The following is a 24,377-nucleotide window of genomic DNA, read 5'->3' as shown; positions in this document are numbered from 1 at the left end:
GCTCAGGCCCGGGCGGCGGCTTCCGCGCAGGCCAGCGCGGCGCGGAGCTCGCTCACCGGGTCCCCCTCGTGGTACGGCCGCTCACTGGTCTCGATGTGGTCCAGGAACTCCTGGTACCGCACCGCGTAGGCGAGGTGGTAGAGCGGCTCGACCAGCGCCAGGGCGCGCTCCGGATCCGACCCGGGGGCGTGCTCCCGCCAGGCACCGGCCCACACCGCGGCGACCTGCGCCCAGCGCTCGTCGGACACGTACTGCCGGGGGCGCAGCCCGTCCAGCGCCGGGTGCCCGAAGCAGGAGTCCGCGTAGTCGACGACCACCGCCCGCGTGCCGTCGGAGCGCCAGTTCCCGGGGTGGAAGTCCCCGTGCACCAGGGTCTCGGGCAGCCCGCAGGCGGCCAGCTCCGCGACCAGCGCGGGCAGCCGGTCCGCGAGCGCCCGGGCGGCGGCGAACTCCTCGGCCGTAAGCGGCTCGCCGGACGCTCCCGGGCCGGCCGGCTCCGCGGCGCCCTCCGCTTCCCGCTCCAGACGGTCGAGCAACGCGCCCACCTGGGCGACCAGCGTGCGCGGGGTGCGGTCCCGCAGGCCGGCCGCGGCGGCCCGGCCGTCGGCGGCGAGCGCCGCCTGGGCGGCGACCAGCCGGGGCACCACGGCAGCGACCTCCTCCCCGGACGGACCCCAGCAGTCCTCCCCGGGCGCGTGGTCGAGCAGCAGCCGCCCGTGCACCGGGTCGGTGCCGAGCAGCCGCGGCACCAGGGTGGGATCGACGCTGCCGAGCAGCGCGATCACCGCGCCCTCGTCGGCGTTGAACGCCGGGTTGGTGACCTTCAGCCAGGCGTCGACGCCGGTCGCCGTCCGGTAGCGGAAGAGTCCGGACAGGTTCCACGTCCGGACCTGCTCCACCGGGCCGGCCACCGGACGGCCCACCCGGTGCAGCGTCCGCTCCGCCCAGTCGAGGGTGGCCCGCAGCCCGGCCTGGGTGGCCCAGCCGGCCCGCCGCTCGGCCGGCCCGAGCAGGGCGGCCGCCTCGGCACCCGCCTGACGCGGCACCAGGGCGGCCGGGCGCTCCAGTGCCTCCGCGTGGTAGACCACGTGCCCGCCGCTGCCGCCGCCACCCGCCGCCACCTCGGCGAGCCGGAGCACCAGCACGGGCACCCCCAGCTCCTCGGACAGCCGCTCGACGACCGGCGCGGCCGACGACCACCACGCCCCGTCCACCTCGAACGGCCCTACCGGGCCGAGGTATTCACTGCCGTGGGTGACGTGGATGCTGACCGTCCGACCGTTCGCCTGTTCCATCCGCGCAGGGTCCCCCACCCGTTCGACGTGCGCAATCGGTTTTCCGCGCACCGCCTCCGCCCACCACCTCCGCCTCGGCCGCGCCACCGAACCGAGCGACCGACCGACCGACCGACCAGGCTGACTCCCCCACTGCCCCTGCGTGCTCTGCGCGCCCGAGGTGACGGAGCGCCACCGCCGACTGCACTGGGCGCCCGAGGTGGCGGACGTCCGGAGCAGGGGCCGGCACATCGTCGGGGTGGCAGGCGGTGACGTGCCGGACCGGGCGCTCACCGTGGGTCTCCGGCACTCCCACCGCCTGCCGAAGGTAGCCATGTTCGAGTGCGCGTGCAGGACCCGATGAGCTGGGTCGAGGAAGCCGCCGCACGGCTTTGCGCGACCAGCCCGGCCGAACCGGACGGCCTCCTCGACGGCCACCCGCTGATGGTCAGGCCGGTCGATCCGGGCCGGCACCGGCCGCTGTTCGGCAGCGCGGTCGGCTTCTACATGCGGGTGCCGGTGCCCGTCGTCCTGCTGGTGTGGCCGGACGCGGGCGGCCGGCGGCCCTGGGAGGAGGCGGCATCCAGTGGCTGCCGGGCCCAGCCGCGCCTCCGGCTCCCCGTCGCCGCCCACCCTCCGGGGGTCCGGACGGACGAGGCCGCCCGGACCCCGACGCCGGACCCCGACGGTCCGAGGGCCCCTCGGCCGCTACGGGATCACCACCCCCGCACCTGAGACCCGGACGCGGGTGTCGTCCGCGCGCAGCTCGACGCCCAGCACGCCCGGGCGGCCGAGGTCCTCGCCCTGGTGGATCGTCAGGGTGGCCGGTGCGGTCACCGCGCCCCGCTCCCGCAGGTAGGCGCCGAAGGCGGCGGCCGCCGCGCCCGTCGCCGGATCCTCCACGACGCCGCCGACCGGGAACGGGTCACGGGCGTGGAAGACGTGCTCGCTCTCCCGCCAGACCAGTTGCACGGTGGTGAGCCCGCGGGCCGTCATGTAGGCGGCGAGGCCGTCGAAGTCGTAGTCCAGCCGGGCCAGCCGGTCACGGGTGGCGGCGGCCAGCACCAGGTGCCGGGCGCCGGCGTAGGCGATCCGGGGCGGCAGCGCCGCGTCCAGCTCGTCGGCCGACCAGCCGAGCAGGGCGAGCGCCTCCTCGACGTCCGCGCCGCTCACCTCCTCGACGTGGGGCTCGACGCTGGTCAGCGTGGCGCGCAGGACGCCGTCCGCGCCCTTGTCCACCTCGATCGGCACCTCGCCGGCCTGCGTGGCGAAGACGAACCGGCCCGGGCCCGTCCGCTCGGCGAGCGCGACGGCGGAGGCGACGGTGGCGTGGCCGCAGAACGGCACCTCCAGCAGCGGGCTGAAGTACCGCACGGTGTAACCGGCCCCGGCCGGGCCCGCGACGGAGCCGGCCGCGGCCGGTATCAGGAAGGCCGTCTCGGAGTAGCCGAGCTCGGCGGCCATGGCGAGCATCCGCTCCGCGGACAGGCCGGAGGCGTCGAGCACCACACCGGCCGGGTTGCCGCCGCCGGGGTCGGTGGAGAAGGCCGCGTAGCGCAGGACGTCGCTCTGGGGAGCTGCTGCGGGCGCGTCGTCAGTGATCATGCCCGGTCGAACACCGTCGTTCGGCCGCCTGTTCCCACCCGCCGGCCCCGATCGGTGGTGCGCCGCACGTCGCACGCCCCTCCCCGGCCCACGCGCCCCCGACACACCACCGCCGACGACCCGCCGGTCCGTCCCGTCCCGTCCGGTCCCGGAGCCCTCCCTCGCGCCGGCACCGCACCGGCACCGCACCGTCAGCGCAGCACCGCCTCCAGCAGGTCCGAGCCCAGCCGGGCACTGCCCGCCAGGTCGAGCTGGTACAGCATGTACCGCCCGCGCCGCCGGGTGGTGAGCAGCCCGGCCCGACGCAGCACCGCCAGGTGCCGCGACACCTCCGGCGCGCTGAGCTGCCAGGCCGCCGCCAGCTCCCCCGTGGTGTGCGGACCGCGCGCCATCGTGCGGGCGAGCCGGAGCCGGACCGGGTGGGCCAGCGCCTCCAACCGCTGCTGCACCACGGCGAGCGAGACCGGCTCGGGCAGCCCGCCCTCCGCGATCGGGTACTGCACCACCGGCCGCCACCCGGGCTCGTGCACCACCAGCAGGTGCGGGTGCCCGAAGGCGGTCGGCACGAAGGTCACTCCCCCGGCGTCGGACCGGGTGGCGCTGTCCTGCAGCTTGTCGATGACGATCCGCCGCCGCCCGTCCGCCCGCTCCTCCAGGGCGATCGAGGAGGACACCGCCGCCAGGGCGCTGCCGAGGCCGTGCCGGGCCAGTCGGTCCGCCTTGTGCCGGGCGTCGGCCGCGAGGTCCGGCAGCACCCGGCGCCAGGCAGCCGCGAAGAACGCCTCCCCGCAGTCCTCCAGCAGCCGGCGGAGCAGGGCCCGGACGGCCGGCGGGTCGGCGAACAGCCGGTCGGCGAAGGCCGCCTGGCGAGGGCCCCGGGCCATCGCGAGCTCCCGGGCCCGCTCCTGCGCCACGGGGTCGCTGAGCGGCGAGTCGCGCCGCTCGGAGAGCCGGGACGTCCCGCAGGTCATGAAGGAGGCCGCCCGGACGTACAGCTCGTCGTCGATCCGGTCGACGGCGTCCAGCTCCTCGGCCAGGGTGGCCCCCGGCCGGCCCGGGACGAGGAAGTCGGCCCGCGAGGAGCGCCAGAGGAAGTCGGCCTCGGAGAGGCGTTCGGACAGCTCCGGGGGGAGCGAGGCGGCCGTGCTCGCCGCCCAGCCGTGCAGCCCGGGGTGGTGCGCGGGCTCGGCGAGGACGTGCAGCATCGAGCTCAGCTCGGCCAGCGGCGAGGGGGTGAAGAAGACGCGGTCGTCGGGCAGCGCGGTGATGTCGATGCTGAGGCTCACTCCGGTGATCCTGCCAGCCCGTCACGACGGCAGCGCCGTCGATTGACGGGAGTCGTCAATCGGCGTGCTCCGGGGCGGTGCGCGGCCGCACGGTACCGGCCATGAACCAGCTCCAGCAGAAGTCCCGCTCCGCAGAGGCCTCCGCCCGGGCCGGCCGGCCGCCGAGCCCGACCGCCGCCCGGCCCGGGCCGGCCGCCCTGCTCGCGCTGCTCACCGCCGCCGGTGGCCTCCGCTACGCCACCGCGCTGCTGGTGGACGCGCTCGGCACCGGTCTGCTCCGCCCGTTCATGCTCCTCTACGGCATCGGGGTGCTGCGGCTCGGCGCGGGCACGGTCGGCCTCGCGCTCTCCGCCGGTCTGCTGGCGGGCCTGCTGGTGCTCCCGCTGACCGGCCGCTGGATCGACCGCGGCGCGCGCAGCCTCCCGGCGGCGGCGACCCTGCTGATCAGGGCGGTGGGCTCGGTGGTGCTGCTGTGCGCGGACGGCCTCGGCGGGTTCACGGCGGCCGCCGTGCTACTCGGCATCGGCGGCCAGAACTGGCCGACCACCCACGCGGCGCTGGTCAGCACCCTCACCGAGGGGCGCACCCGGGACGCCGCGCTGGCCGCCGGGCGGACGCTGCGCAACGCGGGTCTGGGTGCGGGCGCGCTGCTCGCCACCCTGGCGGTGACCGGCGGGTCGGGCGCGATCCGGCTGCTGGCCGGGGCGACGGCCGCCGCGTGCCTGGTCGCGGCGGCGCTGGTGCACTCGCTCCGGGTCACCGTTCCCGGCGACGCGGCCGACCCGAGCCCCGCACCGGCCACCGCACCGGACCCGGCCGATGCACCGGACCCGGCCCCGGCCCCGGCCGCCGACCGGGCCCCCGACCCGACGGCCGGCTCCGCCGCCGCTCCGGTGCTGCGCCGGATCGGCCTGCTCAGCATCGCCGCCCTCCCCTACGCGTTCTGCTTCGACGTCCTGGAGGTCGCCCTGCCCGCGCTGCTGGTCCTCCATCTGCACGCGTCCCCGGCCTGGTCCTCCGGGGTGTTCGTGGGCAACACCGTGCTGGTGATCACGCTTCAGCTCGCGATCGTGCTCCGGCTCGCCCGCCGTTCGCGACGGGCCGTGCTGGCCTCCGCCGGAGCGGTCCTGGCGCTCGCCTACCTGGGTTTCTGGGCGGCGTGGGCGATCGGCGGCACCGCTGGTGCGGCTACCGTGGCGGCCGTCTCGGTGCTGTTCACGCTGGGCGAGATCCTCTACAGCGGCTCGGGGACGGCCCTGGTCGCCGCCGTCGCGCCGCCCCGGCTGCTCGGGCGGGCGCTCGCCCGCTGGGAGCTGTCGACGGGCGTCGGCCGCGCGCTGGCCCCGGCCGTGCTGACCGCGCTGCTGGCCGCCGGGCCGGGCGTGCTCTGGCCCGCGCTGGCGGCCGCCACCCTGCTCGCGGCCGGGGCGGTGACCAGGCTGGCTCCGCGGGGCTGACCGGTCGGCGGTGGGAGGATCCCCCCATGGCCGTCACCGTCTTCCAGCAGCAGCTCCGCGACCGCTTCCTCGCCGCCACCGTCACGCCGCCGCCGGCGCCCTGGCAGCCCGTCGGTCCCGGCATGATCGCTGTCGGCGGGCTGCTCGGGATCGGCTTCGCCACCGACCCGGCCACCGGCCACGACCTCGTCCTGGCGGTCTCGACCGCCGGGCACGGCCTCTTCGACGCGACGACCGGCGAGAAGATCGCCCGGGTGTACGACCCCGAGGAGGAGCCGGACGGTCCGGACCTCGCCTGCCCCGGCATCGGCCCGGTCGCCGGCGTCCGCGTCCCGGTGGCCGGCCTCCACGGCGGCGGCCTGCACACCGGTACCGACGACGGCTGGCACGTCGAGGTGCTCGTCCCGGAATGGCCCAACGAGCGGGTCCTGCTCTGCACCGGCGGCGGACCGTACACCGGCGACCACGGCGAGACCTGGTGGCAGGTGTTCCACTCCTCCTGGTCGACCTTCCGCGCCGCCGGGTTCTCCCCCTCGGGGCGGACCCTGGCCGTGGCCACCAGCAGCGACCTCACCCTCTGGAGCCGCCCCGACCTGCGGGGCCGGTGAGCGGTCCGGCTCCCGCCCGAGGTGCGGGCCGCGCTCCGGTCGCCGATGCTGGGCGGCGACGCGCGCGCTGCACGGCGGCCGGCCCGGCCCGAGGAAGGACACCCGCATGAGCTCACTCGACTTCGAGGTCATCGACAGCCCCGACAGCTCGCTCAACAAGACCTCCGTGCTGGTGACCGGGCCCGACGACGCCCTGCTGGTGGACGCCGGGTTCACCCGCTCCGACGGGCGCCGGCTGGTCGACCGGATCCGGGCCTCGGGCAAGCGGCTGACCACGGTGTTCGTCAGCCACGGCGACCCGGACTTCTACTTCGGCGCGCAGGAGGTGCAGGACGCCTTCCCGCAGGCGCGGTTCCTGGCCACGGCGTCCACCGTCGAGCACATCCAGGAGTCCTACGAGGGCAAGCTCAAGGCCTGGGCGCACCTCGGACCGGAGCTGCCGACCCGCCTGGTGCGGCCGGAGCCGCTGCACGGTGACGAGCTCGTCTTCGAGGGGCACCGGTTCGAACTGCGCGGCGCCGACTTCCACCTGCCGGACCGGCACTACCTCTGGCAGCACCACCACCGGGCGCTCCTCGGCGGGGTCCTGCTCTTCGAGGGCCTGCACGTCTGGACCGCCGACACCCCGACCCCGGCGCAGCGGGGTGCCTGGATCGACCTGCTGGACGGCATGGAGGCGCTGGAGCCGGAGTTCGTGGTGGCGGGCCACCGGACCGCCGACGCGCCCACCGACACCACGGCGATCGCGCACACCCGCGACTACCTGCGCTCCTTCGAGACCGAGATCGGCCGGGCCCCCGACGCGGCCGCCGCCAAGGAGGCGCTGGAGCACCGCTACCCGGGGCTGGGCATGGCACTGGCGGTCGACCTCGGTACGAAGGTCGCCAAGGGCGAGATGGTCTGGGGCTGAGCCGCGATGATCGAGATCCCGAGGTCCGAGATGTCGTTCGCCGAGTCCGACGCGCCCGCGGACGTGGTGCGCCGCCAGTACCTGGCCTCGGCACGCGGCGATCTGGCCGCGCTGCGGGCCACCCTGGCCGAGGACGTCGAGTGGACGGAGATGGCCGGCTTCCCGCTGGGCGGCACCTACCGGACGCCGAAGGGCGTCACCGGCGGCGTGATGGAGCGGCTGGCCGCCGACTGGGAGGACTGGACGGCCCACGACGACAGCTACGTGGTGGCCGGCGAGAACGTCGTGGTGCTGGCCCGCTACACCGCGGTCAACCGGGCCACCCGCCGACCGCTCGACGTCCGGGTGGCCCACCACTTCACGGTGCGTGGCGGCCGGATCGTCCGCTTCGAGCAGTTCGTCGACACCGCACTGGTCCGCGAGGCGATGACACACACGCCGTGACGCGGGTGCCCTGACGCAGGTGCCCTTACGCGGGGCGCCCTCACGTCCGCCTGCTGGCCGCCGCAAACCCCGAACGCCCTCGCTTCACCCGTTCGGGGGAGCCTGTCACGGCGCGCCTGGCGTGGCCTCGACAGGCCCTCCGACCGGCGGCAGGCTGTCCGTGATTCCGGCCGGAGAGCGAGGAGTTCAGCATGAGCACGGACACAGCGGGTACGGCCGACGGGCGCGGGCGCCCGTACGTCATCGTCGGCGCCTCCCTCGCCGGCGCGAAGGCGGCCGAGGCCCTGCGCGAGGCCGGCCACCAAGGCGACATCGTCCTGATCGGCGCCGAGCACGAGCGCCCGTACGAGCGGCCGCCGCTCTCCAAGGGCTATCTGCTCGGCAAGACGCCGCGCGAGAAGATCTACGTCCACCCGCCGCAGTGGTACTCCGACCACGACGTCACGCTGCGGCTCGGCACCGCCGTCACCTCGGTCGACCCGGTCGCGCACACCGTCACGCTCGCCGACGACGGCCGGATCGAGTACGCGAAGCTGCTGCTCACCACCGGTTCGGTGCCGCGCCGGCTGCCGGTACCCGGCGCGGAGCAGAACGGCGTGCACTACCTGCGCCGGGTGGAGGACAGCGACCGGATCAGGGCGGCGCTGGTACCGGGTGCCCGGGTCGTGGTGATCGGGGCCGGCTGGATCGGCCTGGAGACGGCGGCGGCGGCCCGGACGGCGGGTGCCGAGGTCACCGTGCTGGAGGCCGCCGAGCTCGCGCTGCTGCGGGTGCTCGGCCGCGAGGTCGCCCAGGTCTTCGCCGACCTGCACCGCGACCACGGCGTGGACCTGCGGTTCGGCGCCCAGGTGGAGGAGTTGACGGGCGAGGGCGGCACGGTCACCGGCGTCCGGCTCGGCGACGGCACGACGGTGGCGGCGGACGCGGTGATCGTCGGCATCGGCATCGCCCCCGACACCGCGCTGGCCGAGTCGGCCGGGCTGGCGCTCGACAACGGCGTGAAGACCGACGAGTACCTGCGCACCTCCGACCCGGACATCCACGCGGCGGGCGACGTCGCCAACGCCTTCCACCCCCTGTACGGCCGCCACATCCGGGTGGAGCACTGGGCCAACGCACTCAACCAACCGCAGACCGCCGCGCGCGCGATGCTCGGCCAGGACACGCCCTACGACCGGGTGCCGTACTTCTTCACCGACCAGTACGACCTCGGCATGGAGTACACCGGCTACGTGGAGCCCGGCGGCTACGACCGGGTGGTCTTCCGCGGCGATGTGAAGGCCAACGAGTTCATCGCCTTCTGGCTCGCCGACGGCCGGGTGCTCGCGGGGATGAACGTCAACGTCTGGGACGTCACCGATCCGATCCGCGAACTGATCGTCTCCAAGCGCGTGGTGGACGCCGACCGCCTGACGGATCCCAAGATTCCCCTCGGCGAGCTCTGAGGCGCAACAAGAGCCCTGGCCGGCGAGAAGCCACCCGATCAATCGCCGCGGGCGACGAACGGGACCCGGCTCGGTGGCCAGGGCTCCACCCGGCGGGCGTGAACGCCCTCGTCAAGGGGGGCGTGGCCCAGCCGGCACCGGGACGAGTCCGTCCCTCGACGTCCGACACGCTCGCCGCACAGACCTCGCCACGCCGAAGGTCGCGCGCACCGAGCTCGCCAAAGTTGAGCGTCAGCTTGTCAAGAAAGCTCTGGCGTCGCTATAACTTTCTCGTCGAGGTGCCCAGGCAGGAGGACAGAGCCGGGCAGGTCCGGCGCCATGGCGCCTCTGGGCGCCCGTGACCGTTCACGACCGTGAGGAGCTGATCCCTTTGTTGATGCGTACCGACTCCCTGCGCGGAATGCGCGACCTGGACCGGCTGACCCAGCAGTTGGTCGGTACCGCCTCCCAGCCGGCGGGGATGCCGCTGGTCGCCTACCGCGACGGAGAGGTGTTCGTGCTGCGCCTGGACCTGCCGGGCATCGACCCGAAGAGCATCGACCTGGACGTGGAGCGCAACGTCCTGACCGTGCGCGCGGAGCGCGCGTCCGGGCTGCCGCAGGGCGCGGAGGTGCTGGCGGACGAGCGGGTGCTGGGCCGTTTCTCCCGGCAGGTGTTCCTGGGCGACGCATTGGACACCGACCGGATCGAGGCCGACTACGACCAGGGCGTGCTGAGCGTGCGCGTGCCGATCAGCGAGAAGGCCCGCCCCCGCAAGATCGCCATCACGGCGAAAGGCGAACGCGAGGCCATCTCCGCCTGACCGCGGCGAGGCGGGGCGCCCCGCCTCCTGCGGGGCGAAGACTGCCTCCTCGACCGGCGCGGAAAATCTATGCCCGCTAAAGTAGACATTGCCGCGCACCGTGGTTAGTGTTTCTCTCGTAGACGAGATCAAGCGATACCCGCCAGACACGAACTGGCGGGTAGCAGTTCAGAGGTGCGCAGGTCGGCACGGTTGCAGGGTTCTGAAGCCATGGATGGTGCAGTAGGCGACGGGACTGGCGGCCGGGCCGGGTGGCCCGCAGGTATCAGGGGACACCACCGAGCGGTACCGCAGTTCAGCAAGTGCACTACTCGTAGGTGAAGTTGAGTTCGGCAGTACCGGCAGTCGCAGTGCGCGGTATCCCGGTGAAGGCGCCCAGGCTGCGGGCGCGCGCACTGGGAGTCCGGCAGTGGGGTTCCAAGCCGAGCAGGTTGAGCAGGACGGGCGACGGGGCTGGCTGCCGGAGTCGGCGGGACCGCCAGGGACCGCCGCAGCAGGACCGGGTAGTTGGCACTACCACGCAGTGGGAAGTACCGCAGTTCGCAGTAACCGGCCCGTACAGAGGATGAATGGAGGGACAACGCGCCATCAGGATCGCCCGGCCCGTGAGGAAACAGCCCGGGCGGACTCCGTAGACCCCAACGCAAGGACGGTGGTTTCCGGTCACGCATACGCGATCCCCGCACACCCCCTCCCCCGGGGCAGTGCGGACACAAGGACCCCGGCCCCAGAGCCGGTAGATGGTGTAAAACCCTTCGGGGCCCCGGGAGCCGCAACGGCCCCGGGGCCCCTCAGCGCGTCCCCGGGCACAACAACTAGAAGTCCCCGGGCACAACAACTAGAAGAGGTGCAGTGACCACGACAGCCATTCGACCGCATACCCCCGACTCCCTCGACGACGACGACTACCCCGCCTACACCATGGGCCGCGCCGCCGAGATGACCGGCACCACCCCCGGCTTCCTACGCGCCCTCGGCGACCAGGGCCTCATCACACCCCTGCGCTCCGACGGCGGCCATCGCCGCTTCTCCCGCTATCAACTACGGATCGCCATGCGCGCCCGCGACCTCGTCGACCAGGGCACCCCCATCGACGCCGCCTGCCGCATCATCATCCTCGAAGACCAACTCGAAGAAGCCCTGCGCATCAACGAACAGCTCCGCCGCGACGCCGGACAGGAACCCGCAGCCGACACCTGATCCACCCACCAGGCCGACGAGACCGGCCCGCGGTGAGCGGCAGGTGCTCACCGCAGGCCGCCCCGGTCACCCCCGACCGCCGGCCGGCCACTCCCACCGCACGGCCCGCCTCACCGGCGCAGGCTGGTTCCACGCCGCCCGGTAGGACAGCTCTCCTCCCCGCCGGAAGTCACTTCCGGGGCGTTCATCCCCTACCCGTTCGGTCGGGGATGACGATGCGGCAGGCGGCCGGCGCCAATGGGGGTGGGCGTCGTCACTGAACCCCCCTGGTTCTGCGAGAACGCATTGAGGGGCCCCGGCGCCGTGTCGGCTCCGGGGCCCCGAAGGGGTACAACACCATCTACCGGCCTGGGCCGGTCCTTGGGTTCCGCGTTGCCCCGGAGGCCGGGGTGTGCGGGGATCGCGTATGCGTGCCGTTTGTGTGAGGCGATGCGGTCCGCGTCCTCGGTGTGCCCGGCCGTGGCAGCGCCCCAAGGCGCTTCCCGGCGGCGCGCGCCGGGCGGGGACGGCCGAGTGCGGTGCGGGGCGCGGCCGGCCGGACTGGTCGATTGACCGGCGGGCCGCGCCCCGGCGGGGGCTACAGGGCGTGGGTGAGGCGGTCGGCCAGCAGGCGTGTGAAGCGGGCCGGGTCGGGCAGGTCTCCGCCTTCGGCGAGCAGGGCGCTGCCGTGGACGAGTTCGGCGGTTTCGGCCAGCGCCGGGTCGTCCGCTCCGGCCTGGTGGGCCTGGTGCAGGGCGGTGATGAGGGGGTGGCTGGGGTTGAGTTCGAGGATGCGCTTGACCTGGGGAAGTTCCTGGCCCATGGCCCGGTACATCTTCTCCAGGGTGGGGGTCAGGTCGTGGGCGTCGCCGACCAGGCAGGCGGCGGAGGTGGTCAGGCGGGTGGAGAGCCGGACCTGCTTGACGTGCTCGGCCAGCGTGGCCTGGAGCCAGGCGAGGAGGGCGGCGAAGTCCTCTTCGCGCTGCGCCTTCTCCGCCTTCGCCTCGTCACTGCCTTCCCCGTCGGCGTTGTCGTCGAGGTCGACCTGGCCCTTGGCGACGGACTGGAAGCGGTGGCCGTCGAAGGCGGGGATCTGGTCGGTCCAGACCTCGTCGACGGGGTCGGTGAGGATCAGGACCTCGTAGCCCTTGGCGGTGAAGGCCTCCATGTGCGGGGAGTTCTCCACCATCGCCCGGTTCTCGCCGGTCAGGTAGTAGATGGTGTCCTGGCCGTCCTTCATCCGCGCGACGTAGTCGCGCAGCGTGGTCGGCTTCTCCGCGTCATAGGTCGAGGCGGCGCTGACCAGTTCCAACAGGGCGTCGGTGTTGTCGCGGTCCTCGATCAGGCCCTCCTTGAGGACCCGGCCGAACTGCTCCCACACCTTCGCGTAGGTCTCGCCGTTCTTGGTCCGCATGTCCTTGAGAGCGCCGAGGACCTTCTTGACGAGGCGCCGGCGCACGGCGGTGATCTGGCGGTCGTGCTGCAGGATCTCGCGGGAGACGTTCAGCGACAGGTCGTGGGCGTCCACCACGCCCTTGACGAACCGCAGGTAGTTCGGCATCAGCGCGTCGCAGTCGTCCATGATGAACACCCGCTTGACGTACAGCTGCACGCCCCGCTTCGTGTCCCGGGAGAACAGGTCGAACGGGGCTTGGGCGGGGATGAACAGCAGCGCCTCGTACTCGAAGGTACCCTCGGCGCGCATGTGAACGGTCTCGGCCGGGGCCTGCCAGTCATGGCTGATCTGCTGGTAGAACTCGCTGTACTCGGCCTCGGTCACCTCACTGCGAGGACGGGCCCACAGCGCCTTCATCGAGTTCAGCGTCTCCGGCTCGCCCGCAGCCACACCGTCGGCGTCGGCGTCGGCGCTGTCGTCGGCAGTGGTACTGCCGGGCTCGGTGGCCATCCGGATCGGCCAGCGGATGAAGTCCGAGTACTGCTTGACGATCTGCCGGATCTTCCACCGGGCCAGGTAGTCGCCCAGCCCGTCCTCACTGTCCTCGGCCTTGAGGTGCAGGGTGACCGAGGTGCCCACCGGCAGACCTTCGACTTCCGCGATCGTGTAGGTGCCCTCGCCGTCGGACTCCCACACGGTGCCCTGCTCGGTGCCGGCGCGACGCGTGTGGAGGGTGACCTTGTCGGCGACCATGAACGCCGAGTAGAAGCCGACCCCGAACTGGCCGATCAGGTGCTGCGCGGCGTCCGCGTCCTTCGCCTCCTTGATCTTCGCCAGCAGGCCGGCGGTGCCGGACTTGGCGATGGTGCCGATCAGGTCGACGACGTCGTCGCGGGTCATGCCGATGCCGTTGTCCCGCACCGTCAGGGTGCGGGCGTCCTTGTCGACCTCCAGGACGATGTGCGGGTCGGAGGCCTCAAGGGTGGAGTCGGTGAGGGATTCCAGGCGGAGCTTGTCGAGGGCGTCGGAGGCGTTGGAGATCAGCTCGCGCAGGAAGATGTCCTTGTTGGAGTAGATCGAGTGGATCACCAGCTGCAGCAGCTGGCGGGTCTCCGCCTGGAACTCCAGCGTCTGGGTCGGACTGGCCACGGGAGGCTTCTCCTTCGAGTGGTGGAAAGGGTTCGTATCCGGTCAGGCCCCCGGGGCCGGCGGGTGTACCGCGTGGCCGGCCCCGGGGTGTTCAGATGTGGCTGAGGGGCTGGTAGGGCTGCTCGGGGCGGGTGTGGCCGGGCCGGGCGATGCCGTCGCAGGACAGGAAGAGTTTCCAGCCGTCTCGGCACTCCAGCGTCGCGCCGTAGCGGACCACGGGCGGGTCCGGGCGCGTGCTGTACCGGTCGACGCGCACGATCCCGCCGGCCGCGTCGTCGGCCGCGACGGCGGCGACGGCGGCGGCGGCCAGGGCCTGCTCGACGAGGGCCACCGGAACCGACGAGCCCGTCAGGTCCGGCACCACCACGCCGCCGTCGCCGTCGCCGGTGGTGACGGTGGGCGCGGGGCCACTGGCGTGCGGGTCGCGGACCGGCAGCGGCCTGCCCGGCGCGGTCACGGGCCGGCTGGCGGTGTGCGGCGCTGCCGAGCGCTGTCGTCCCGCAGCTGGTCGGCGCGGGCGGTGAGCTGATCGAGGCGGTCGGTGAGCTTCGGGTGGGCCGCCTCCAGGAGGGGCCGGGTCTCGGCGAGCGGGGCGAGCAGACGGGCAGGGTCGTGGTGGCCCAGTGCCTCCAGGAGGCGTTCGACGGCGGGGGCTGCCTGGGGGCCGAGGCCGTCCAGGGCGCCGATCTGTCCGGCGAGGCGGCGCAGGTCGGCGGCGTTGTCGCGGGCCCAGGTGGCCACCGCGCGGTCGGCGGCGCGCTGGCTGCGCGTGGCCTGGACGCGCTGCTCGCCGGTGCTGCCCGCCTCGGTGCCGGCGTCAGCGTTGGGGCGCAGGCGCAGGTAGCGGCGTTCGGCGGCCTGGCGGCTCTGGACGCCCAGCGGTTCGGCGAGCTCGGCCCAGGTGGCGCCCGCGTCGCGGGCGGTCTCGATCAGGCCGGACTCCCAGTCGGCGAGCTCCGCGCGCAGGTGGCGCAGCAGCAGGAGTGCGGAAAGGGCCTGCTGCGGATCGTTTTGTCCGGTGTCGTCCGGAGGTGCGTGGCGGGCGGTGCGGGCGGCGGCGTCCATCGTGCCCAGCGCGGCGGCGGCGGCCAGGAACGAGGCCGGCCCCACCCCGGCCGCGCCGGTGTCCTGGCCGTCCATCTTGTCACCCTTTCGATGACTGGATGCTTGTCATCATAGGGATGACATAGTACACGATTCGCGTCGCCTCACACCGGTGCGAACCACCTTCGCCGGCCGCACTCCCTTGCCGAGCGCCACCGTGTCCGCCAGGACGAGCAGCGGGCCCTGCCGATCCTGGCCCCCCTCCACGGCCCGGCGGCTCGTCGTCAGCTCCACACCCGGCGCAGGGCGTCCTCGGCACGCAGGTCGGCGAGCGTCGGGTAGCCGTCCACCGCCATGATCAGGTCGGCCTCGGCGAGCAGCGAGCGCAGCACGTGCACCACGCCGTCCTCGCCACCGAGGGCCAGGCCGTAGGCGTACGGGCGGCCGACGCCGACCGCCGTGGCGCCGAGGGCGAGTGCCTTGACCACGTCGGCGCCGCTGCGCACACCGGAGTCGAAGAGCACGGGCAGGCCGTCGGCGGCCTCGACCACGCCGGGTAGCGCGTCCAGCGCCGGCAGGCCGCCGTTGGCCTGCCGGCCACCGTGGTTGGAGCAGTAGACGCCGTCCACGCCGCCGTCCCGGGCGCGGCGGACGTCCTCCGGGTGACAGAGGCCCTTGAGGATCAGCGGCAGCTCGGTGAGCGAGCGCAGCCAGGGCAGGTCGGCCCAGGTGAGCGGGTTGCCGAAGACACCCGCCCACTCCAGCACGGCGGCGCCCGGGTCCTCCTCCGGGGCCTTGGCGAGGCGGGCCCGGAAGACCGGGTCGGAGGTGTAGTTGGCCAGGCAGTGCCCGCGCAGCTGGGGGAAGTTGCCGGTGGCGAGGTCGCGCGGGCGCCAGCCGGTCACCCAGGTGTCCAGGGTGACCACGATGCCCCGGTAGCCGGCCTCCTCGGCTCGGCGCACCAGGCTCTCGGCGAGCGCCCGGTCGGTGGGGGTGTAGAGCTGGAACAGGCCCGGGGTGTCGCCGAGTTGGGCGGCGACCTGCTCCAGCGGGTCGACCGAGAGGGTGGAGGCCACCATCGGCACGCCGGTGCGCGCGGCGGCCCGGGCGGCGGCGAGGTCGCCGTGGCCGTCCTGGGCGCAGAGGCCGATCACGCCGATCGGCGCCAGGAACAGCGGTGCGGGCCACCGCATTCCGAGGAGGTCCACCGACAGGTCGCGCCGCGCGGCGCCGACCATCATCCGGGGCACCAGGCCCCACCGGTCGAAGGCGGCCGCGTTGGCGCGCTGGGTCCGCTCGTCACCGGCGCCGCCGGCCACGTAGGACAGCAGCGTCGGCGGCAGCGCGGCCTCGGCACGCGCCGCCAGCTCGGCGAAGGCCATCGGGAGCTTCGGCTGCCTGCCGAACAGCGCGTCGAAGTAGATCTCGTTCTGGTAGTCCCCGAACTGCTGCCCCGTCATGACCGGTCGCCGTCCTCTCCTGGGGCCGGTCCGTCCGGGCCGGTCCCGGGCGGCGGCCGCGCCGACCCCACCCTGTCAAACCACGGGCCGCCGGGGGAGACCCCCGCGCGTCCGGACGGGCCCCGCCGGTCAGGCGGTGACCAGCGCGACGACGAAGCCGTCGTAGCCCTTCTCCCCCACGGTCTGGACGGCGGTGGCGGTCAGCCGGGGGTGCGCGGCGATCAGCTCGGTGAAGCGGCGCACGCCCTGGACGCGGGGGTCCGTGCTGGTCCCGTCGGTGACGGCGCCGTCGCGGACCACGTTGTCGCCGATGATCAGGCTGCCGGGCCGGGTGAGCCGTAGCGCCCACTCCAGGTAGTCGGGGTTGCTGGGCTTGTCGGCGTCGATGAAGACCAGGTCGAAGGGCTCGGCACCCTCCTGCTCCAGTTGCGGCAGGGTGTCCAGCGCCGGGCCGGTGCGCAGGTCCACGACCGGTGCGAGCCCGGCCCGTTCGAGGTTGCGGGTGGCGACGGCGGCGCACCGCTCGTCGGCCTCCAGGGTGACCACCCGGCCGCCCTCGGGCAGCGCGCGGGCGAGCCAGATGGTGCTGTAGCCGCCGAGGGTGCCGATCTCCAGCACCCGGCGGGCGCCGTGCACGCGGGCCAGCAGGGCGAGCAGCTTGCCCTGGTTGGGTGCCACCTGGTGCGGGGGCAGCCCGGCCGCCTCGCTGTCGGCGACGGCGGCGAGCAGGGCGGCGTCCTCCTCGACCAGTAGGCCGTTGAAGTAGCCGTCGACGGCGGTCCAGGTCTGCTGCGGGGTCGGCCGGCCGGTCTCCGTGGTCATCGCGAGTTCCCTTTCAGTACTGACTCAGTTCCGAAGGGAAACCTACGCCATGCCCGAGCCGGCCCGAGCACCGGCCCCTCCCCCGGGCCGGGGCCGGACCGCGCACCGGCCCCCCGCCGCACGGACGGGGGGCCGGTCGCCCGTCGGCTGCCTGCCGACCCGGCGGGGTCAGGCCACCGGCGGGAAGGCCTCGGCGTCCGGCTTGAGGAGCTGGCCGGGAGCCGGCACCTGCCGGCTCACCAGGTAGGAGGTGACCAGCTTGTTCAGTTCCTTGCTCCGGCCGACCGCGCAGTGCTCGATCACGTCGACGCTGACCAGGACGGCGCTGCCGAGCTGGCGCTGCATGCGCTTGGCGAAGGTGTACTGGGTGGCCGGGTCGTAGAGGTTGCCGATCACCATCACCGGGGTGGCGGTGCGCCGGTTCCACGGGCCGGTGTACCGCTCGACGTCGCGCGCCGGGGCCGGCCAGGTCGCGCAGGCGGGCGCGTCGAAGGCCTGGTAGCGCCCGAAGGTCGGCGCGTCGCGCTCCCAGGAGCGGGCCGCGTTGACGAAGGCCCGCGGGTTGGACGGGTACGGCTTGTCCTGGCAGTTGACGCCGTAGTAGGAGTCGTCCGCCGAGTACGGGGTGTCCGCCGGGGCCTCGCGCAGCGCGGCGGGCACGGTCACCGCCAGCGGGTCGGCGTCGGCCGCGTTCTTCGGGACGGCCAGGGACGGGGCCTTCTGCTGGCGGAGCACGTCGTCCAGCGCCTGCAGCGAGGTGGCCAGCGGGGCCTGCCGGCTCTGCGCGTAGAGCGCGTTGGCGACCTGGCTGGTGAAGCTGGACAGCGTCACCCGGGTGCCGTTCGGCAGGGTGACCGGGGAGGTGCGCAGGTGGTCGCGGATCGCGTCGAACTTCGCCCGGGTGTCGCCCGCGCCGAAGGCGCAGCGCGGCGCACCGGCCGCCTCGCAGCGCTTCAGGTACTCGTCCAGGGCGAGTTCGAAGCCGTTCGCGCGCTGCCGGTCGTACTCCAGGCCGTCGTGCAGCCGCAGGTTCGGGTCGACGTTGCCGTCGATGATCACCGCGCGGACCTTGTCGGGGTACATGTTGGCGTAGGTGGCGCCGATCAGCGTGCCGTAGGAGAAGCCGGCGAAGGAGAGTTGGCGGTCGCCGACCCCGCGGCGCATCCGGTCGAGGTCACGGACCACGTTCTCGGTCGACATGTGCTCGATCAGCGGTCCGGCGTTGCGGTCGCAGGCGTCGGTGTAGTCCCGGGTGGCGGCCAGCGTGCCGTCGATCTCGGCCTTGGTGACGGGCACCCCGGTCAGCCGGTCGAAGACGCCGTTGGCCTCCTCGTCGGTGCCGAAGCACTTCAGCGGGTTGCTCAGGCCGACGCCGCGCGGATCGAAGCCGATCAGGTCGAACCGGGCCTGGACCTCGGGCTCGAAGCGGGTCGTGGTCGCCCAGAGGTAGCCGCTGCCGCCCGGGCCGCCGGGGTTGAGGAACAGTGAGCCGATCCGCTTCGCCGGGTCACCCGCGCGCCGGCGCATCATGGCGATGCCGATCTTCTCGCCGGACGGGTGCGCGTAGTCCAGCGGCACCGGGTAGACGGCGCAGTCGTATATCCCGGGGTCCGGCTTGGACGGGTCGGGATTGCACGGTGCCCAGGCGACCGGGTCGACCCGGGCCTCGGCGGCCGCCGCGACCGGGTCGGGTGCCGCCGAGGCGGCGGCGGTGGTGCCGGCGACGAGCGCGAACGCGCTGGCGACCGCCAGCGCGAGACTGGTGATACGGGACACGTAACCTCCTCCGGTTCTGCAAACCCGGTCAGCCTGGCAGCCGCTCCTCGGGAGGGGAAGACCACGTACCACCGTGGATTCTTCTGGTGCGACGCCATCTGTCCGGCAATTTCCGTTATCGGAACAGGATCTGGCGCAAAATCCGCCGCGGGCCGTCCGCACCCCCTCACCATCCGGACAGCGCCCGCCCGCTGGTGATGTCCCGTCAGATTCGCGCGGGTAGCGCCCGCGCCGCCGGTGGCGCCGCCACCGCTCCCGGGCGGCGGTGCTCCGCCCAACGCACCGCCGGCCCCATCGCCCAACCGGCCGCCGCGAACAGTGCGCCCAGCAGCAGCCAGCCCGGCGTGCCCCAGCTCAGCAGCAGCGTGGTGAGCAGCAGCGGCCCGACCGTGCGTGCCACGGCCACACCCGAGCCGAAGAACCCCTGGTACTGGCCGGTCTGATGGGCCGGCGCCAGGTCGAAGGCGATCTGCCAGGAGCCGGCCGACTGCCGCAGCTCACCGGCCACCTGGAGCGCCGCGGCGGCGACCAGCAGCCCGCCCAGCGCCCAGGGCGGCAGGCCCGCGGCGGCGGCCACGGCGAAGACCACGCAGGAGACGAGCAGGACCACGCCGGCCTCGCGCACGGCCCGCGAGGCGGTCCGCAGTCCGGTGACCCGGCGGGCCACCCGCACCTGGAAGAGCATCACCCCGACCGTGTTGAGGACGAACAGGCCCGATCCCAACCAGCCGAGCCCGGGCGCCCGTTCGGCGATCCAGAGCGGGATCACCAGGCTGAGCAGGGGCATCCGCAGCAGCAGGACGGTGTTGAGCAGGGTCACCACCGCGAACGGCCGGTCCGAGAGCACCTCCAGCCGGGGTGCGGCGCCGGTCCGGTCCCGGCCGGGCGCCACCGCGGGCAGTCGCAGCATCATCAGTCCGGCGCCCAGGAAGCCCAGCGCGGTCACCAGGAAGGCGGCGAGGAAGGCCGTCCGCGTGCCGACGGTCAGGACGACGCCACCGAGGGCCGCGCCGAGCGCCAGTCCCGCGTTGAGGGTGGACTGCAGCCGGGCGAGCAGTTCGGTGCGCTCCTCGCGCGCAACGAGGCCGCCGACCAGCGCCTGGCGCGCGGCCGTGAGCCCGGACTGCGTCGTGGCGTACACGGAGGCGGCTAGCAGGAACGCCGCGAAGGAGTGGACGACCAGGAAGGAGGCGACGGCCGCACCGGTGGCCAGGGCCAGCAGCACCGCCGTGCCCCGCGCCCCGCGCCGGTCGGCGAGGTGGCCGAGCGGGACTCCCGCCAGCGAGCCGATCGCCCAGGCGACGGCCAGGCCGAGGCCGAGCCGGGCGGGCGAGAGGCCGACGACGTGGGTGAAGTACAGCGCCGAGCAGGTGAAGTACGCGCCGTCGCCGATCGAGCTGATCAACTGGGCGGCGGCGAGGGTCCGCCGGGCCCCTGCCGGTGGGACGGATCGAATCGACACAGCTCTCCCGGGTCGGGCGGCCGTCGGCCGCTCGGTCGCACTGACAGGATCAATGCTAGGGAGCGGGTGGACCGGCCAACAGGGCCAGTGGTATGGCACAGGAGTGGGCCACTTCGCCGCCGGGGCCGGTCCGGCCCCGGCCCCGGCCCCGGCGAAGCGGGCGGGACCGGGCCGTCGGCCCAGCGGCGAACGCGGACCCGCCGACGGCAGAGCCCAGCGGCGAACTCGGACCCGCCGACGGCAGAGCTCAGCGGTAGACGCGGGCCTGCAGACGGTAGAGCTCCGCGTACAGGCCCTCCGCGGCGGCGAGTTCGGCATGGCTGCCGACCTGCGAGACCCGGCCGCCCTCCAACACCACGATCAGGTCCGCCATCCGCACCGTCGAGAAGCGGTGCGACACCAGCAGGGTGACCGCTCCGGTGTCCGCCCGGGCCTGGGCCGCGAGGTCGGCGAAGTGCTCGAACAGCGCGTGCTCGGCGGTGGCGTCCAGGGCGGAGGCCGGTTCGTCGAGCGCCACCAGCAGCGGGCGGCGGCGCAGCAGGGCCCGGGCCAGGCCGAGCTTCTGCCACTGGCCGCCGGAGAGTTCGGCCCCGTCGCCGTAGCCGCGGCCGAGCAGCCCGTCGAGGTCGCCGTCGACCCGGGCCAGCGCCGGGCCGCAGTCGGCGCTCTCCAGAACCCGGGTGAGCGCCGCGTCGTCGTCCAGCCGCTCCAGGTCCCCGATGCCCACGTTGTCCCGCAGCCTCAGCTCCAGCCGGGCGAAGTCCTGGAACAGCGTGGCCACCCGGCGCTGCCAGAGCTGCGGGTCGCACTCCTCCAGGTCGACGCCGTCGATCAGGATCCGGCCGGAGGTGGGCCGGTAGAGGCCGCACAGCAGCTTGACCAGGGTGCTCTTGCCGGCGCCGTTCTCGCCGACCACGGCGAGCGCCGCGCCCGCCGGGATGTCCAGGGTGACGTCGTCCAGGACGGCCCGCTGCTGGCCGGGGTACCGGAAGGTGACGCCCTCCAGGCGGATGCCGGCCGTCATGGCCTCGGGGACGGCGCCGCCCGCCGCCTCCTCCCGGCGCGGCTCGCGGAGCCCGTCCAGCCGCTGCAGGGTGCGGCCGGCGCCCTGGAGCACCGAGAGCAGCGTGAGCGCGCTGGAGACCTGCAGGCTGACCTGCGCGGCCAGCGTGATGACCAGGATGACGTCGCCGATGCCGGCGCCGGCGCCGCTGTTCACGGTCTGCCGGGCGACCAGGTAGATCGCACCACCGTACGCGGCGGCGAAGGCCAACTGCCCTATCGCGCGCAGCAGTCCGGCCTTGGCGTGGGCGCGGGCCAGAGTGCCGGTGGCGCGCCGCCAGTCGCGGCCGTGGCGCTCGATGAGCACCGACGCGGCGCCGGACAGCCGCACCTCCTTCACGGAGGCGTGGGTGGTGGCGAGTTCGAGCAGGTGCCGGCCCAGCCGGTTCTCCGGCGCGGTGGCCTCCTTGCCCCGATCGACCAGGAGTTGGGCCCGGTTGCCGACCAGCACGGGCACCACGGCAAACAGCGGGAGCAGCAGCAGCCACGGGTTGAGCAGTCCGAGCAGGACGGCGGTGACGGCCATCTGAAGCCCCAGGCCGCCGAGTTGGAGTACGGCTTCGAGCGCGGCGCGGGTGCGCGGCAGCTCCTCGCGGATCAGGGTCAGGGCGTCGGCGACGTCGGCGCGGTCCAGCTTCTCCAGGCCGCGGTCGCCGTGGGCGAGCGAGATCACCTCGGCCTGCAGGCTGAGCTCCTCCAGCTCACCCAGCTCGAAGTAGGAGAGGTGGGCGAAGTGATTCATCGTCAGTTCGACGACCAGCAGGAGCGCCGTGGTCAGCGCCAGCCAGGTGGCGGCCGAGCCGGTGCCGTCGATCGCGGCCGTGGTCAGCTCCTTGAGGCTGACCGCGATCAGCGGTGTGGCCAGGTAGCCGACGGTCATCAGCAGAACGGCGTGGGTCAGCCGGCGGGAATCGCAGTGCACGGCGAGCCTCAGCAGCCGGCGCACGGCGTGGAACAGTGTGGTCATCGGGCACCCACCGGGCGCATGGTGCGGTCCTCTTCCTGTCCGTCCGGGTCCTGCGCGTCGGTCGGGCCGTCGCCGGATTCCTCGTCGCGCGCGAACCGCTCCGCCTGGATCCTGAACAGCTCGGCGTAGCGGCCGTCGAGTTCCATCAGCTGCTCGTGGGTGCCGCTCTCCGCCACGCCGCCGTCGGCCAGCACGACGATCCGGTCCGCGCGGCGCACGCTGGAGAACCGGTGGGCGATGATCACGCTGGTGATGCCCTCGGTCATCTCCAGGAAGCGGTCGAAGAAGGCCGCTTCGGCCCGCACGTCGAGCTGCGCGGTGGGCTCGTCGAGGATCAGCAGCGAGGCGCCGGCGTCCACCGCGAGCAGGGCGCGGGACAGCGCGATGCGCTGCCACTGCCCGCCGGAGAGGTCGCTGCCGCCCTCGTACTGGGTGGACAGGACGGTGTCCAGGCCCTTCGGGAGCCGCGCGACGATCTCGGCCGCTCCGGCCCGTTCGGCGGCGGCGAGCAGTGCCTCGCGGTCGCCGAGCAGCTCCGGCCGGCCCATCCCGATGTTCTCCGCGGCGGTGAGCTGGTAGCGCGTGAAGTCCTGGAAGATGACGGCGATCCGGCGCTGCCACGCCTCGGCGGGCAGCCCGGCGAGGTCGGTGCCGCCGGCGGTGACCCGGCCCTCGGTCGGCTCGTGGAGCCCGGCCAGCAGCTTGACCAGGGTGGTCTTGCCGGAGCCGTTGAGGCCGACGATCGCGGTCGACCGGCCCGGCCGCAGCTCCAGCTCCAGGCCGCGCAGCACGTCGGGGCCGTCCTCCTGGTAGCGGAAGGCGACGTTCTCGAAGCGGATCGGACCGTCGATCGCGGGCGAGGCCCCGGTGGGCGACATACCGGCGGGCGAGGTCCCGGCGGGCGAGGCCCCGGCGGAGTCCGACGCGGGGCCGACGCCGGGCCGCGCGGGCACGCGGGCGCGGGCCAGGGCCTCGAAGCGGACCAGGGAGTCGTAGGCCGCCAGCCCGTACTGGGTCTGGACGTCGCTCTCCGGGAAGTAGACACCGAAGCGCATCGGGATCAGCACGGCCTGGAGCGCCACCGAGAGCTGGAGCAGCGACAGCGCGCCGTCGACCCCGCTGCGGGCCAGGACCACGAGCGCGGTGCCGCCGCCGAGCAGACCGACCACCGCGAGGCCGACGAAGGGCCAGAAGAGCAGCCGGCGGCGCCCGGTCCAGAGCGGTTCGAGGTATTCGCGGGCCTCCCGCTCGTGACGGCAGAGCAGCCAGGGCAGCAGCCCCAGCATCCGCGTCTCCTTGGCGAGTTCGGGCCCGCCGGCGGCCCGCCGCAGATAGCCGACCTGGCGGCGCGGGCCGGCCAGCGAGCCCAGCAGGGTGGCGAAGCGGCCCAGCGAGCCGCGCTGGCCGAAGCGGATGACCAGGGCGGTGAGGGCCACCATGACCCCGGGGAGGACACCCAGCGTGACCGCCACCATCACGGCGGCGCCCGCCAGTTGGGCGTAGCGGGCGATCAGCGCCAGGGCTCCGGCGGCGGCGTCGCCCGGGGTGGGCCGGGCCCGGTCGAAGGCGCTGCGGGCGTCCGAGAGCAGGTCGAGCACGTCCTGCCGCTCCAGCTCCGCCGCGGGCAGGTCGTTCAGCGCGCCGTCCATCAGCCGGCCGATGCAGGCGCCGTCCACCCGGCGGGTGACCACCTCGCTGACCACGGTCTGGAACGGGGTCAGCAACTGCTGCAGCACGAACGCCCCGACGGCGATGCCGAGCGCCGCGGCGACCTTCTCCCAGTCCGCTCCCGTGGTGCCCCCGGCCGCCGCGGCGGCCGGGATGTCCGCGATGACCCGGCTGGTCCAGGCGATGAACGCGATCGGCAGCAGCCCGACCACGAGGTGGACCACGGCGCCCGACACGAGCAGGCCGGCGCCGGCATGGCGCAGCAGCTCGACGACGGCGCGCCAGCGCCTGACGCGGCTGCCGAGCCAGCCGGCGTCGGCAGACGGAACGGATGACGACACCTTGAAAACCCCCGTGGACAAGTGTGCTGACGAAGCCGGCGGACCGGTGAGGCACCGGCCCGACGAGCCGGGCGAACGACGTGCAGGGCGAACGACAGGACGTGGACCGGAAGGACGGACGGAACCGGCGGACTGCCGGGCCGGCGAGGAAGGGAGCGGACGCGTGACGCGTCGTCGACCGCGGTCGTTCGTACCGGTGCTGGAAGACACCCCGAAGCAG

Annotated in this window: 20 protein-coding genes; 8 read left to right on the top strand and 12 right to left on the bottom strand. The window is 74.0% G+C overall.

Annotated features, from left to right (window positions below):
• Positions 1-2: 2 nt before the first annotated feature.
• Entirely contained in the window at positions 3-1,295 is a 1,293-nt protein-coding gene (locus ACZ34W_RS28975) for a phosphotransferase (protein ID WP_465608267.1), read from the bottom strand.
• A gap of 321 nt (positions 1,296-1,616) precedes the next feature.
• Between ACZ34W_RS28975 and ACZ34W_RS28970 the strand changes: the two genes are divergently transcribed.
• Positions 1,617-2,009 carry a DUF4262 domain-containing protein gene (locus ACZ34W_RS28970; protein ID WP_465608265.1) on the top strand — a complete coding sequence of 131 codons (393 nt, stop codon included), beginning with the start codon at positions 1,617-1,619 and terminating at the stop codon, positions 2,007-2,009.
• On the opposite strand, the gene ACZ34W_RS28965 is transcribed toward ACZ34W_RS28970, so the two are convergent.
• Both ACZ34W_RS28965 and ACZ34W_RS28960 read right to left on the bottom strand, forming a co-directional pair.
• Entirely contained in the window at positions 1,983-2,879 is an 897-nt protein-coding gene (locus ACZ34W_RS28965) for a PhzF family phenazine biosynthesis protein (RefSeq protein ID WP_465608263.1), read from the bottom strand. The genes ACZ34W_RS28970 and ACZ34W_RS28965 overlap by 27 nt on opposite strands.
• A gap of 191 nt (positions 2,880-3,070) precedes the next feature.
• Positions 3,071-4,165, bottom strand: coding sequence for a DUF5937 family protein (locus ACZ34W_RS28960; protein WP_329491142.1), 1,095 nt, complete (start codon positions 4,163-4,165; stop codon positions 3,071-3,073).
• Between the two features lie 101 nt (positions 4,166-4,266).
• Between ACZ34W_RS28960 and ACZ34W_RS28955 the strand changes: the two genes are divergently transcribed.
• The 7 genes from ACZ34W_RS28955 to ACZ34W_RS28925 all read left to right on the top strand — a co-directional run bounded on the left by ACZ34W_RS28955 (position 4,267) and on the right by ACZ34W_RS28925 (position 11,031).
• Positions 4,267-5,622, top strand: a complete 1,356-nt coding sequence (locus tag ACZ34W_RS28955; protein ID WP_465608261.1) for an MFS transporter — start codon at positions 4,267-4,269, stop codon at positions 5,620-5,622.
• Between the two features lie 26 nt (positions 5,623-5,648).
• Positions 5,649-6,230 carry a hypothetical protein gene (locus tag ACZ34W_RS28950; protein WP_465608259.1) on the top strand — a complete coding sequence of 194 codons (582 nt, stop codon included), beginning with the start codon at positions 5,649-5,651 and terminating at the stop codon, positions 6,228-6,230.
• 106 nt (positions 6,231-6,336) lie between these two features.
• Entirely contained in the window at positions 6,337-7,140 is an 804-nt protein-coding gene (locus tag ACZ34W_RS28945) for an MBL fold metallo-hydrolase (RefSeq protein WP_329491138.1), read from the top strand.
• Between the two features lie 6 nt (positions 7,141-7,146).
• Positions 7,147-7,584 carry a nuclear transport factor 2 family protein gene (locus tag ACZ34W_RS28940; RefSeq protein ID WP_329491137.1) on the top strand — a complete coding sequence of 146 codons (438 nt, stop codon included), beginning with the start codon at positions 7,147-7,149 and terminating at the stop codon, positions 7,582-7,584.
• Positions 7,585-7,775: 191 nt separating this feature from the next.
• Positions 7,776-9,029 carry an NAD(P)/FAD-dependent oxidoreductase gene (locus tag ACZ34W_RS28935; RefSeq protein ID WP_465608256.1) on the top strand — a complete coding sequence of 418 codons (1,254 nt, stop codon included), beginning with the start codon at positions 7,776-7,778 and terminating at the stop codon, positions 9,027-9,029.
• A gap of 376 nt (positions 9,030-9,405) precedes the next feature.
• Positions 9,406-9,831: an Hsp20/alpha crystallin family protein gene (locus tag ACZ34W_RS28930; RefSeq protein ID WP_465608254.1), complete on the top strand. Its 426-nt coding sequence runs from the start codon at positions 9,406-9,408 to the stop codon at positions 9,829-9,831.
• 921 nt (positions 9,832-10,752) lie between these two features.
• Positions 10,753-11,031 carry a helix-turn-helix domain-containing protein gene (locus ACZ34W_RS28925; RefSeq protein ID WP_329492369.1) on the top strand — a complete coding sequence of 93 codons (279 nt, stop codon included), beginning with the start codon at positions 10,753-10,755 and terminating at the stop codon, positions 11,029-11,031.
• A 577-nt stretch (positions 11,032-11,608) separates the two neighbouring features.
• Here the strand turns inward: ACZ34W_RS28925 and htpG are convergent.
• The 9 genes from htpG to ACZ34W_RS28880 all read right to left on the bottom strand — a co-directional run bounded on the left by htpG (position 11,609) and on the right by ACZ34W_RS28880 (position 24,157).
• Positions 11,609-13,555: a molecular chaperone HtpG gene (htpG, locus tag ACZ34W_RS28920; protein ID WP_465608252.1), complete on the bottom strand. Its 1,947-nt coding sequence runs from the start codon at positions 13,553-13,555 to the stop codon at positions 11,609-11,611.
• Between the two features lie 91 nt (positions 13,556-13,646).
• Positions 13,647-14,012, bottom strand: a complete 366-nt coding sequence (locus ACZ34W_RS28915; RefSeq protein WP_465608250.1) for a hypothetical protein — start codon at positions 14,010-14,012, stop codon at positions 13,647-13,649.
• On the bottom strand, positions 14,009-14,695 hold the full coding sequence (locus ACZ34W_RS28910; RefSeq protein WP_465608247.1) for a type III effector protein: 687 nt from the start codon (positions 14,693-14,695) through the stop codon (positions 14,009-14,011). The genes ACZ34W_RS28915 and ACZ34W_RS28910 overlap by 4 nt, the downstream gene beginning before the upstream one ends.
• 188 nt (positions 14,696-14,883) lie before the next feature.
• Positions 14,884-16,059, bottom strand: a complete 1,176-nt coding sequence (locus ACZ34W_RS28905) for an alpha-hydroxy-acid oxidizing protein (RefSeq protein WP_465608245.1) — start codon at positions 16,057-16,059, stop codon at positions 14,884-14,886.
• 129 nt (positions 16,060-16,188) lie between these two features.
• Positions 16,189-16,881, bottom strand: coding sequence for an O-methyltransferase (locus tag ACZ34W_RS28900; protein ID WP_329491129.1), 693 nt, complete (start codon positions 16,879-16,881; stop codon positions 16,189-16,191).
• Between the two features lie 168 nt (positions 16,882-17,049).
• Positions 17,050-18,657, bottom strand: a complete 1,608-nt coding sequence (locus tag ACZ34W_RS28895; RefSeq protein ID WP_465608243.1) for an alpha/beta hydrolase — start codon at positions 18,655-18,657, stop codon at positions 17,050-17,052.
• 205 nt (positions 18,658-18,862) lie between these two features.
• Positions 18,863-20,119 (bottom strand): MFS transporter, encoded by a 1,257-nt coding sequence (locus tag ACZ34W_RS28890; protein WP_465608241.1) that lies wholly within the window; start codon positions 20,117-20,119, stop codon positions 18,863-18,865.
• 247 nt (positions 20,120-20,366) lie between these two features.
• Positions 20,367-22,148 (bottom strand): ATP-binding cassette domain-containing protein, encoded by a 1,782-nt coding sequence (locus ACZ34W_RS28885; RefSeq protein ID WP_465608239.1) that lies wholly within the window; start codon positions 22,146-22,148, stop codon positions 20,367-20,369.
• Positions 22,145-24,157 carry an ABC transporter ATP-binding protein gene (locus ACZ34W_RS28880; RefSeq protein WP_465608237.1) on the bottom strand — a complete coding sequence of 671 codons (2,013 nt, stop codon included), beginning with the start codon at positions 24,155-24,157 and terminating at the stop codon, positions 22,145-22,147. The genes ACZ34W_RS28885 and ACZ34W_RS28880 overlap by 4 nt, the downstream gene beginning before the upstream one ends.
• Positions 24,158-24,377: the final 220 nt, after the last annotated feature.

The sequence above is a fragment of the Kitasatospora sp. NPDC022856 genome (assembly GCF_055561235.1).
Note: the sequence above shows the minus strand (reverse complement) of the source record. Positions and strands in the feature narration are given on the sequence as shown.